The organism is Comamonas sp. lk (assembly GCF_900564145.1).
Classification (GTDB): domain Bacteria; phylum Pseudomonadota; class Gammaproteobacteria; order Burkholderiales; family Burkholderiaceae_C; genus Comamonas.
Genome location: NZ_UOOB01000001.1, coordinates 4,031,450 through 4,043,101 on the forward strand (window position 1 = coordinate 4,031,450; position 11,652 = coordinate 4,043,101).

Below are 11,652 nucleotides of genomic sequence, written 5' to 3' on the forward strand. Positions count from 1 at the left end.
AGAGCATGGATATGGCTCTCATGTAGTTTTATGAGAGTTCAGACCAGCGGCTACAGTCCGAACTACTCAGAACCCGTAGAGGTGCTCAGGGTTGCGCACCAAGATCCGCTGGCGCTGCGCCTCTTCGGGCACCCAGGCCAGCATCTGGTCCAGCAGGTCCGTTGTATTGGGCATACGGCCCTTGAACGAAACGTGCGGCCAGTCGCTGCCCCATACCAGACGGTCTGGCCGGGCAGCCAGCAGCGCCTGCACATAGGGCAGCATGTCTTCGTAGGGCGGCGGCAAGGCCGACATGCGGTAGCCGCAGGAAAGTTTGACCCAGCAACGCCCTGTATCGACCAGCCTCAGCAAAGACTGGAATCCGGGCTGTCCCAGGCCCTCGCTTGGCCTGAGCGAGCCCATGTGGTCAATCACGACATCCGTGGATAATTCGCGCAGCGTCGACTCCATCTCGGCAAGAAGGGCGCGCCCCTCGTCATCCATGACATGTAGCTGGACATGCCAGCCCAAGCGAGCTATGCGTGCCGCAAGCACGGGCATCTCGGACACTGGCACTGCGCCAGCATGGCCAATGTTGTAGCGCACGCCGCGCACTCCAGCTTCATGCATACGGTCCAGTTCGACGTCCGGCACATCAGCACGCAGCGTGACGATGGCGCGCGTCGGCCGCCCCATATCGGCCATCGCATCCAGATGGCGCCGGTTGTCAGTGCCGTAGCCACTGGGCTGCACGAGGACTAGGCGCTGGACACCCAGGACGTCGTGCAGCGCCCGCAGTTGGCTGGGCAGGGCCTCGGGCACATCGAAAGCACGCGTTGGGGCGACGGGATAGCGCTCGGCAGGACCGTAGACATGCACATGGCAGTCCGCCGTACCCGGCGGGCAGATCAGCCGAGGCTTGCGAGCAACAGGATAGGGAGGCTGGCACAGTGGAATCATCTCAGGCGCTTGCATAGTCGTTGTTAGAAGGAGGGCGGTCACTCAAAGACCTTGTCCTCATGGAGCACCACCGGCACCTCCTTGTTCCTCTCCGAATAGCCGTCGAAAGGCTTTCCTGCGAGGTCGATGCGCGCGAGCACGTCGCTGCTGGGATCGATGTGCGCGCCGATGCGCAGCATCACTAGGGCACCCTCGCCTTCTTTGGCCTGGAACCAGTAGAAAGCTCCGGCCGGCAGCAGAACGCAGTCGTTCTTGCCGACCTCACGCGTTTCGCCGTTAGGCCCGTGGAACACTGCGCCGCCCTGCAGGACAACGAACACATGGTCTTCATTGGAATGGGCGTGGATCTCGTTCTCTCCCCCGCTGGCATAGGTCTTAAGCACCACGTTCATGTAGCGCGAGGCGCCCAGCACCTGATTAGTCCGCCCCTCTTTCGGCAGTTGGGCACGGATATGAAAGAAGCTGGGTTGGCCCGGCTTGGAAAGGCGAGCCATCTCCGCGCGCCATTCGGCGGCGCTATGGACGATCGGTGCGAAGCTTTGGGACTGGGGGGTGGTGATGCTCATGGTGAAATACCTTCGTGGTGAGATTCAATCGATCCTGATGCCGGCTTCCGCGATGACCGGACGCCAGCGCGCCGCTTCCGAGGCCATAAAACTTCGCAGCGCCTGTGGCGAGCTGACGTCCGCCATCAGGCCAGCGCCCAGGAGCTTTTCCTGTACGTCCTTCGAGGCAAGGGCCTGCATCAGCGCCTGGTTAAGCTTTTCCACCACGGCGGCCGGAGTTCCCTTTGGCGCCAGCAACGCCATCCATACATCGATATCGGGCAGCTTGATACCCACATCGGACATAGACGGCACGGCCGGCAGCGAGGGGATGGGTTTTGCGCTCAGACGAGCCAACGGCTTTAACGTGCCCTTCGCGAAATGGGGCATGGCCGTCGTGATTCCGTCGATAGTAAAGGTGATGTCCTTGGAAAGTAGGCCTTGGGTTGTCCCAGCACTGCCCTTGTAGGACGCAGAAACCACATCCTTTCCTAGCACGCGCTTGAGGAGTTCACCAGAAAGCTGGGATGTGAAAGTTCCAAAACCGTAGCTAATTGCAGTGGGGTCAGCCTTGGTTCGTGACAGCAGCACTTGCATTGAATCAGGCCCTGCCTGATTGGTCATAACGACCAACGGCGTGGTGGCTACTTTGCCTATTGGCTCGAAGTCCTTGATGGGATCGTAGGGCAGCTTGGAGTAGAGATACTGATTCATCACCAGCGTATTGTCGATAGCCATCAGCAGCGTATATCCATCTGGCACTGCCTTCGCAACGACGTCAGCGCCGATGATGGTATTTGCGCCTGGCTTGTTGTCAACGACGATCGGCTGGCGCACCAATTCACCCATACGCTGCCCAACGACGCGGGCCAGCAAATCAGTAGGACCGCCAGCCGGGAAAGGTACAACCATCCTGATAGGCCGACTTGGAAAATCACGCGAAGCTTGTGCCTGCGCTTGTAGCGGAACAGAGCTCCACACTAACGATAAGGCTAGGGCCGCTGCGGCCTGGGAGGTCATCATGGAGAGTCTCCTATACGGTTGTCGATATCCGCAACAACGAACTGCGGATATTTGTTTAGTAGTCAATTCTGGTCGGGTGCCACACGCCCGGCAATGTGGCAGTGGCAATTCGCTGTATCGAAAAAAGGAATCTGCCATCCGCTCCATGCACTAACTCCCATGACACCCAGCGCACTGCCGCACAGCACGTCTCACACTAAGTTAGAGACATACAGACCCATTTGATGTTGAGGTTGAAGACCGCCCCAACCTTGCCACCCCTAGACGAATCGAAATGCAAAATCAGTGCGACGTGAAGTCATCACAGCGTCCCACTGATCACATCAGGAATGCACCGCGCAAAGGCGTTGTCCCCTTCTTGCAAGGACAACGCCTGCTCGCACATGGTGCTGAAAACGTTCCGCTGTGTTCCGGTCGTCAGGATCGCTCAGGCTAAATACATCACCTCATCCACTGCGAGCTTTTCGGCCTAGCGTGCTACCCTGTTGGCGTTATTGGCCAACGCTTCTAGAAGTTCACGACAGACTGTGACTTTTTGTGTAACCGCCTCAGCGCTATCATCTTGGACTGCCCTAGGCAGGCAGACATACTCGGCCACTCTTTGGTGGACTGCTTCTATTCAGGTAGGCAAATCCCAGCCACAAGTCCGGTGCGCTCAAACGCCTCAGGGCTGATTCCACCCAGATGGCTATGGCGGCATGACCGGTTGTAGATCACCTCGATATAGTCGAATACATCGGCCCAGGTTTTGTCCCGGGTCTTGTAAATACGCTCGCGGACGCGCTCCTTCTTCAGGCTGCTGAAGAAAGACTCCACGACGGCGTTGTCCCAGCAGTTGCCACGGCGACTCATGCTGGACGCTAGGCCATGGGCTCGGCAGAAACGCTTGAAGTCATCGCTGCTGTACTGGGCGGATTCAACCGGTCGTCGCAACACCGGGTTTCCTTTGCTTCACCAGACGTGCGTACTGCGCCAGCAGGAGCTAGCCACCACAGACCCAAGATGCACGGTGATATCAGTGACGCACGCTTTGTCTGGGGCATCCTCGGTGAACTGCCAATGCAAGTGGTTGGAGGCAATGATGGAAGGCTGGCCTGGAATGTGCCAGGAGTCTTGTAGCCCCATATCGCTTTGGTCTTTTGCTTGCGCATGATGCGGGCAACGAGATGCTTACCGCAGCGCTCCACGGCCTCGCGCAGATCCGCAAACGCACGGATAGCACCGTAGACTCCGTGGCCGGGCGTAAGTGAATGGCGGATCAGCTTGAGCAAGCGTCTGTCGTCATGTTCGTGAATTGAGGCCAGATCGTGTAGCCACGCATAGACCCCTGCACGAGGCACTCGCAGCAATCTGCACATCAAGCTAATGGCATGTTGGCTGCGGTGCTCGTTGATGAAGTGGTACTTCACCCGGGCTCCCTGGCCAAGTACCGCACGGCTTTTTTCAGATATCCCGTTCTTCTTTGATGCGTCGCATCTGACTGCGCAAACGCAGGATCTCGCTCTTGGCTTCGAGCAGCTCTTTGGACTGCTGCTCGCTCGTGGCTGGGGATAAGGGCCTGACCCATTTATGCAAGGTATGCGTAGGCACGCCTAAACGGACTGCGACTTTAGCCACCGAGAGTCCCTTCTCAGCGACTTGCTTGACCGCTTCTTCCTTGAATTCCGGCGTAAACATCTGCGCACTCATGGACTACCTCCTATGCTCAAAAGATAGAAAGGGTTCTCTCTCTGCCTAGGGGCAGTCCAATTGGTAAGTGCTTAAAAAGTACCGAATTTCTCCGACACAAAGCCTCTGGAACAGCTATTCCACCGCTACCGTCTGTTACACGCCGCAAAGCATTGAAAGAATGCAAGGTTGCTCTACGAGCCGCCCTCAGAAGTTGTGCCGTACCCCCATGTAGATATTGCGTGAGCTTCCATTCGTCGAGCCAACTAACGTTGCTGGAGCTTGTGCAGTTCCAGTGCCTAGCACGTACTGCGATCCGTTCTGGTTGGTAATCCGAGCGGCACCGAAGTAGAGACGCGTTCGCTTAGACAAGTCATAGTCACCACCAAAGGCAATCCAATTAGCATTGCGATTGCCGGTCGAAGCGGTGTAGTCGGAGCGGTCGTTAACTCGAGTGAATTGGGCAATGGCGGTGAACAACCCAAATGGCACGCGCACACCGACGTTGGTCAACCTGAATTCGCTTGTGGAAGTTCCTGGCAGTCGAGCGATGGCACCAGTGCAGGTGCTACAGGAGTTCTTCTCAACCGTCGTGCCGAGGAAAAACCTAGCGAAGCGGGCATCATAGGATCCCCCCAGCACCATTGCCGAGACCTTACCCGAGCCGGCGTTGTCCGCCCCCTCCTGCCACTGGAAGCCAGCATTGAGGTCGAAGCTACCAGCCTGATAACGACCAGATACGCCGTAACCGCGACCGATCGTCGCGGACTTCTCACCAAAGGAATACTGCCCGCGTATTTCAAGCCCCCCCCAGCGCGGAGACACATAATTGATGGCGTTATCTTGGCGAGCCGCTACCCCCATCGGCAATACCTGTCGCTGCGTCGTTGAGCTGATGTTTCGGGTGAGCGACAGCAGCCCACCCGCTCCCTCCCAGATGAAGGCGTCCACATTACTCTGGACCAAATAGTAGGGCGTAGGAGCGCGCCCCATCTGCACAGTACCGAGCCTTGTATCGCTGAGGCCAACCGATGCTTCCCGCCCGAATGCACGTCCGCCTTGGGCCAAGGTACCTTCATCGAGGTTAAGGCCTTGCTCTAGGCGAAAAACGGCTGAGAGCCCTCCTCCCAAGTTCTCTACACCTCGGAAGCCTAGGTTACTACCAGCGCTGCCGCCCGAATACAGGCGATTGATGCTGGAACCGTTCGAGCGAGGGGCATCCACACCAGAGTCCATGCGCCCATAAATGGTCACACTTCCTTGTGCGTTCGCTGCTCCGCAAACGTTGAGCAACACCGCGCATGCCACAGCATGTTTGGTCAGTCCGATCATTGATGTCTCCTTCATTTTTTTTGGGGCCTTTTGCCCCAACTCCTGTTCCTCACAATGCACTTGAATCTTCATGGGCAGTCCCAAGCACAGTCTTCCAGCGTCCACATCCTCAGATGAATCTCAAATTCAACATGGCTCCTCTGGCTTGCGAAGTATAGGTAGCCATCTAACAATTTAGATAGCCATCTAAGTAAATTTCCTAGGTTCAAAATTCCCGACTGTGGCTGAGGTGCCACGCTTTATCTGCGAGGCGTCGCAGGCAAACAAGCAACGCTCGAGAAGTGTCCCCCAATTCATCCCAAACAACCCGGATTGATTAAGTGATCAATGCCATCTGAGCACTAGGTATCACCAGTTCGGCAAGCACAGTGTGTGCAGACAGGCCGCGCTCGGTAACCGCGCCGTAATTGATTTATCGATTTCATGAGGCAGTGCACCTTCTGCGCTTCACAAAGCAATTTATTTGTGCCCACCCTGGCTGTGAACCGGAACGTGCTACATCGAATTGAAGATTACGTCGTAGAACCTTTTCGTCGCACACAGCACGAAGGTACTACTCAGCCGAGAGCAACGTAGCTGGAGGAGCCATTTAACGAAAGACTCCTTCTCCCTTCGCCACCGCCCTTAGGTTGAGGGAGCATTCAAGCTTGATGGCAGTCAACAGACTTCCTAGCATTTGAATCCCCAGAGAGCACGTTTAGTTGCCCGATATTGGAGACACCATGAAAAACTCAAGCCTAACCCGGCGGTCGCTATGTGTGACCTCAGCCTTGGTCATCGCCTTCCTGGGCCATACGGCCGTTGCACAAGAGAACTATCCGGCAAAACCGGTCACACTTGTCGTCCCCTTCACCCCAGCAGGTAGCAACGACGTTATCGCCCGAGTAGTCGGGCAGCGGCTTAGCCAAATTTGGCATCAGCCGGTCATCGTGGACAACAAGCCCGGCGCAGCAGGAAGTATCGGCACCGACCAAGTGGCCAAAGCCTCTGCTGACGGCTACAAGCTACTAATAACCAACAACAACACGATGTCGATCAACCCGATGCTGCTGCCGAACACTCCGTACGCTGTTGCACGCGATTTCGCCCAAGTGACGCAATTGGGCACAGTACCCGTGGTGCTGGTCGTGAATTCAAATTTGAAGGTTACCACTGTGAAGGAGCTAGTCGCTCTCGCAAAAATCAGCCCCGGGAAACTTTCGTATGCATCGTCGGGCTCAGGCAGTCCGCAGCATCTCTCGGCAGAGCTTTTCAAGTCCATGACAGGCACTGATATAGCCCACATTCCCTACAAAGGCGCAGCCCCCGCCATCACGGACATGCTAGCTGGACAGGTTGACCTTCAGTTCGGTGCCATCAACTCGCTGCTGCCACACATTCGCAGCGGTAAGCTTCGAGCGCTTGCCGTAGGTGGGACCCGGCGCGCCAGCCTGCTACCCAATGTCCCAACAATGGCAGAAGTAGGCCTACCCCAGTACGACAGCGAAATCTGGCTAGGCCTGGCAGCTCCAACAGGCACCCCCTCCGCAGTGATCAAGCGTATCAACGCCGATGTCTCCAGAGTTCTGGAGGAGTCGGGCGTTAAAGAAAAGCTAGCGGAGCAAGGTATTGAAGCGCGATCCTCGACACCGCAAGAAATGACCCAACTTGTCGAAAGAGATACCGCGCGCTGGGCCAGCGTCATTAAGGGCGCAGGCATCAAAGCCGATTAAACGGAGCAACCAAATGAATTCAATGCAACCCGTCCCGCTGCGTCGAGACATTCCACTCCCTGGCAATGATACCGACAGTCTGTGGGCTAGCGATGCGATCGCAGAGATGATCCGCGCGCTTGATATCCCCTATGTCCTACTAAACCCCGGATCAAGCTTTCGCGGTCTGCACGACAGCTTGGTCAACCACCTGGGCAATATCAACCCCCAAATGCTGGTTGTGCTTCATGAGGAGCATGCCGTTGCTATCGCCCACGGCTATGCAAAGGTAACAGGAAAGCCCCTGGCTGCCATTGTCCACAGTAATGTCGGACTGATGCACGCTTCTATGGCGATCTTTAATGCCTGGGTAGACCGCGTGCCGGTGATGGTTCTCGGCGCAACGGGCCCAGTCGATGCCGCAAAACGCCGCCCTTGGATCGACTGGATGCATACCGCGCAGGACCAAGGTGCGTTGGTACGCGCCTTCACCAAATGGGATGCGCAGCCCGCTTCCGTTGTTGCCTCTTATGAAGCGCTGCTCCGAGCCAAACAGATTGCACTGACTGCACCGTCCGGTCCAACCTACGTCTGTTTTGATGTTTCCTTACAAGAGACGAGAATCGACGCGATCCCGCCATTACCCAACGTCTCGCGATACGAGGTTGCCTCACCCGCTGTACCGGGCAAGGAAGATCTGGAGAAAGCCGCAGAACTACTTTCCTCGGCAACTCGGCCCGTCATTCTCATGGGACGCGTATCTCGCTCGAGCGAAAGCTGGCGCCATCGCATCCAACTGGCCGAGAAGCTAAATGCGGAGGTCCTCACTGACCTGCGCGCTGGTGCGTCCTTTCCTACGGACCATGAACTTCACGCCGCCGTGCCAGGTGTCTTTCTCTCACCCGAGGCGGCAACTACGCTGCGCGCCGCGGACGTCGTCCTTAGTCTTGATTGGTACGACTTGAATGGAACACTCCAACAGGCATGGCGCGGTGAGTCTGTGAGCGCCAAAGTGATCCAGGTCTCACTCGACCACTACAGCCATCGCGGCTGGAGCATGGACCATCAAGGCCTCCCGCCGGTCGACGTATTTATGCCAGTTGAACCGGACGTCGCCGTTCCTCTCCTATCCGCCGCATGCAATCGCCGCTCGGTCGCCACTCGCCCCTCGAAGACGGTAGCCGCCAAGCTGCCGGCGCTGCAGGACGGCACAATCAGTATTGCGATGGTCGCGGATGCCCTGCGCCGCGCAGCAGGCGAGCAGCCCGTGACGCTGATTCGCGTGCCACTGGGATGGAGTGGAGAGATGGGCCACTTTCGCGATCCTCTGGACTACCTAGGCATGGACGGCGGTGCAGGTATTGGCTCAGGACCGGGTATGGCCGTAGGTGCTGCACTGGCACTTCGCGATACCGATCGTCTCCCCGTACTGATGACAGGTGATGGCGATTACTTGATGGGCCTGACGGCACTATGGACAGCGGCCAATGCCGGCATTCCGCTGCTCACTGTTGTATGCAACAACTGTTCTTTTTTCAACGACGAACTGCATCAGGAGCGTGTGGCACGCGACCGTGACCGACCAGTGCAAAATCGCTGGATCGGGCAGCGAATCGGAGACCCGGATCCGGATCTAGCTGCACTCGCGCGCGGACTGGGGCTACAAGGCTTTGGGCCGACTACCAACCCGGCCATGCTTGACGAGATACTAGCTCGCGCCGTAGCAGCGGTTCGGGCTGGCTCAACCGTTGTCGTCGACGTACGGGTCACTCCAGGATACAGCGCTGCAATGACCTCCGGCATGACCCGTTCGCATGAAGATCATGAAGGAAGCCAAGCATGACGAAGATACCAATCTCCCTGCAGGAAAGCGGCGACCTGACCCCGTACATCCAGAGCACTTTACCGCGTTCAAGCGGTCATTTCTGGGCGGGACGTTGGCATGAAGGTGGGAGCGACACAATTGCGACCTTCAACCCATCGACCGGTGACCTTCTGGCCGATATCCCCTGCGCATCCCAGGCAGAAGTGAACGCGGCGGTCGCCTCAGCCAAGTCCGCGTTCCCGACATGGGCCGAAACGCCTCCGTTGCAGCGTGGCGCGCTATTACGCGAGGCCGCACGCCGCGTACGACTGCATTCACGGGAGCTAGCGCTGCTAGACGCCGCCAACTGTGGTAATCCCGTGCACGCCATGCAGATGGATGCGGAGATCGCTGCCACCCAACTGGACTATTTCTCGGGACTAGTGCTTGAGATCAAGGGCGAAACCATTCCGACCGCGAATGGCTCGCTGAACTACACGCTCAGGGAGCCCCTCGGCCCTGTGGCACGCATCTTCCCCTTCAACCATCCGTTCATGTTCGCTGCCGGGAAGATCGCGGCACCTCTCGCAGCAGGCAACACCGTCATTCTCAAACCGCCAGAGCAAGCCCCTCTCTCGACCATTCGATTGCTGGAAATTCTCGAGGACCTGTTTCCTCCCGGGGTACTGAACTGCGTCACCGGCGGGCGCGAAACGGGCGCCGCGCTCTCTGCACATACAGATGTTGCCGCTGTCGCATTAATTGGAAGTGTTGGCGCGGGCAAGGCTGTACTGAGGTCTGCTGCGGACACGATGAAGCACACCTTGCTTGAGCTCGGCGGCAAGAACGCAATGGTCATCTATCCCGACGCCGAACTGGACCGCGCCGTGGAAGGTGCCGTGCGAGGTATGAACTTCACATGGTGTGGGCAGTCCTGTGGCTCTACCAGTCGCCTATACGTACACCGATCTATCCACGACACATTTATGCAGCGTGTAGTGGCGGAACTCGCGAAGAAGCACCGGCCCGGTATCGCCACGCATTCGGACACGACCATGGGAGCGATGGCGAGCCGCGCTCAGTACGAGCGTGCCCTGCACTACATTCGTGCAGGCATCGAGGACGGAGCCACGCTCTTGACGGGCGGCTGCCCGGCACGCGAAGCGCATCTGCAAGCCGGTCTGTTTATCGAACCGACCATATTCACAGGCGTACTCCCCGATATGCGGATCGCGCGCGAGGAAATCTTCGGTCCTGTGCTCTCGGTCTTCTCTTGGGAAGACGAGAACCAAATGTTCGCCGATGTCAATGCCGTCGAACTAGGCCTTACGGCCTCGGTGTGGACCACGAGCCTCAACACCGGCTTGCGCGCCGCCAAACGTATTCAGGCCGGATATGTATGGGTCAACGAATGCTCAGCACATATTCCTGGCGCGCCGTTCGGCGGCTACAAGCAGTCCGGCGTCGGTAGGGAGGAATCCAAGGAGGAACTACTGGAGTTCACGCAGGTCAAGAACGTCAACGTGAGGCTCGACTAGGGCGTGTTGAGATTTAACGTGAATTGATCACAGCCGATACCAACGTGATGACAGCAGCGAAGCTGCTGTCTGTCTTGTCGCAGCGCATTGCAATACGTTTGAACTCCTTGAGCTTGCAAAAGAAGTTCTCGATCAGGTGCCGCCACTTGTAGACCTCTATATCAATCTGCAAGGGCGCTCGCCGATTGGACTTATGTGCAATCACCACTTGGAAGCCCTGTGCCAGCAAGCGTTGCTCCAGCCAGTCTGCGTCAAATGCTTTATCGGCCAGCAATGCCAGCAGATCTATGCCTTCAAGCAGTTGCTCTACACCTTGAAGATCATGTCGTTGGCCTGGCCGCAAAACAAATCGGATCAAGTTCCCAAGGGTATCTGTCAGCGCCAAGATCTTGGTGGTCAAACCACCTCGACTGCGACCTATGGCCTAGCCCGCAGACCCTCTTTTGCACCATTACCATGCCGGTGCACTCGCACCATCGTTGCATCCAACATCACGTATTCCATGTGCGGTTGATCGCTGACTGCATCAAACAGCTTTTGAAAAACATCAGCTTTGACCCAGTCGCGAAACCGCTTCAAGACGGTGCTCCACTTACCAAACTCGGGTGGCAAATCTCGCCAAGGGCTACCTGTTCGTGTAATCCAAAGCACTGCTTCCAAGAAGAGTCGATTGTTGGAGCCACTGCGTCCTCGGTCTCCAACCTTCCCCAAACACAATGGACTCATACGAGTCCATTGTCCATCTCTCAAAACATATCGCATCACCGCGATGATTGTCACGTAGCCACGGAGATAAAGGATCAAATCTCAACAAATCCTGGTACTCTGACAATCGGAGGTTCTTCCATACTGGCATTAGTATGGACGCTATATTAGCTGCAGTCGCCTGTAACAGCGCTTTCCAAGCCAGTGCAAGCCCCAAGGCGCTGTGTGAGTATGCATCAGCTTCGTGACCGAACCTTCAGCCTACTATGAGATATTGAGGCCAGTTGCGAAGACCGGCAAGCCACCCATAGTACTGATCCACGGCGGAGCGCGTACCGGTTCCAGCTACATGGCGACAGCCAGCGGTCGCCCAAGATGAATACCTTTTTTCTCAGTCTAGGACAACC

8 protein-coding genes and 1 pseudogene are annotated in these 11,652 nt (G+C 57.1%); 3 read left to right on the forward strand and 6 right to left on the reverse strand.

The window, feature by feature from the left end:
- Positions 1-66: 66 nt before the first annotated feature.
- The 5 genes and pseudogenes from EAO39_RS18360 to EAO39_RS18380 form a co-directional block, all read right to left on the reverse strand.
- The gene (locus tag EAO39_RS18360) at positions 67-939 is read right to left on the reverse strand and encodes an amidohydrolase family protein (protein WP_240467050.1); all 873 of its coding nucleotides are present in this window, start codon (positions 937-939) and stop codon (positions 67-69) included.
- 38 nt (positions 940-977) lie between these two features.
- A complete protein-coding gene (locus EAO39_RS18365) occupies positions 978-1,505 on the reverse strand; it encodes a cupin domain-containing protein (RefSeq protein WP_043374566.1) in 528 nt (175 codons plus the stop codon).
- Positions 1,506-1,529: 24 nt separating this feature from the next.
- Positions 1,530-2,507, reverse strand: a complete 978-nt coding sequence (locus EAO39_RS18370; RefSeq protein ID WP_162989613.1) for a tripartite tricarboxylate transporter substrate binding protein — start codon at positions 2,505-2,507, stop codon at positions 1,530-1,532.
- A gap of 615 nt (positions 2,508-3,122) precedes the next feature.
- Positions 3,123-4,196 (reverse strand): annotated as a pseudogene (locus EAO39_RS18375) (IS3 family transposase).
- Positions 4,197-4,382: 186 nt separating this feature from the next.
- Positions 4,383-5,579 (reverse strand): porin, encoded by a 1,197-nt coding sequence (locus EAO39_RS18380; RefSeq protein ID WP_240467051.1) that lies wholly within the window; start codon positions 5,577-5,579, stop codon positions 4,383-4,385.
- A 650-nt stretch (positions 5,580-6,229) separates the two neighbouring features.
- Between EAO39_RS18380 and EAO39_RS18385 the strand changes: the two genes are divergently transcribed.
- The 3 genes from EAO39_RS18385 to EAO39_RS18395 are packed head-to-tail and all read left to right on the forward strand — an operon-like array spanning position 6,230 to position 10,540.
- Positions 6,230-7,219: a tripartite tricarboxylate transporter substrate binding protein gene (locus EAO39_RS18385; protein ID WP_043376740.1), complete on the forward strand. Its 990-nt coding sequence runs from the start codon at positions 6,230-6,232 to the stop codon at positions 7,217-7,219.
- A gap of 13 nt (positions 7,220-7,232) precedes the next feature.
- Positions 7,233-9,041 (forward strand): thiamine pyrophosphate-binding protein, encoded by a 1,809-nt coding sequence (locus EAO39_RS18390; protein WP_205589408.1) that lies wholly within the window; start codon positions 7,233-7,235, stop codon positions 9,039-9,041.
- Positions 9,038-10,540, forward strand: a complete 1,503-nt coding sequence (locus EAO39_RS18395; RefSeq protein WP_043374571.1) for an aldehyde dehydrogenase family protein — start codon at positions 9,038-9,040, stop codon at positions 10,538-10,540. The genes EAO39_RS18390 and EAO39_RS18395 overlap by 4 nt, the downstream gene beginning before the upstream one ends.
- 13 nt (positions 10,541-10,553) lie before the next feature.
- Here the strand turns inward: EAO39_RS18395 and EAO39_RS18400 are convergent.
- Positions 10,554-11,311, reverse strand: a protein-coding gene (locus tag EAO39_RS18400; RefSeq protein ID WP_120971248.1) for an IS5 family transposase whose coding sequence is annotated in 2 segments (ribosomal slippage) — positions 10,554-10,966 and positions 10,966-11,311 — 759 coding nt in all. Because the reading frame shifts where the segments join, the coding sequence is not laid out codon by codon here.
- Positions 11,312-11,652 lie beyond the last annotated feature (341 nt).

Excerpts from the sequence above, each read along its gene's own strand:
- EAO39_RS18360 (WP_240467050.1), bottom strand. The coding sequence starts at position 939 with ATGATTCCACTGTGCCAGCCTCCCTATCCTGTTGCTCGCAAGCCTCGG.
- EAO39_RS18365 (WP_043374566.1), bottom strand. The coding sequence starts at position 1,505 with ATGAGCATCACCACCCCCCAGTCCCAAAGCTTCGCACCGATCGTCCAT.
- EAO39_RS18370 (WP_162989613.1), bottom strand. The coding sequence starts at position 2,507 with ATGATGACCTCCCAGGCCGCAGCGGCCCTAGCCTTATCGTTAGTGTGG.
- EAO39_RS18380 (WP_240467051.1), bottom strand. The coding sequence starts at position 5,579 with ATGAAGATTCAAGTGCATTGTGAGGAACAGGAGTTGGGGCAAAAGGCC.
- EAO39_RS18385 (WP_043376740.1), top strand. The coding sequence starts at position 6,230 with ATGAAAAACTCAAGCCTAACCCGGCGGTCGCTATGTGTGACCTCAGCC.
- EAO39_RS18390 (WP_205589408.1), top strand. The coding sequence starts at position 7,233 with ATGAATTCAATGCAACCCGTCCCGCTGCGTCGAGACATTCCACTCCCT.
- EAO39_RS18395 (WP_043374571.1), top strand. The coding sequence starts at position 9,038 with ATGACGAAGATACCAATCTCCCTGCAGGAAAGCGGCGACCTGACCCCG.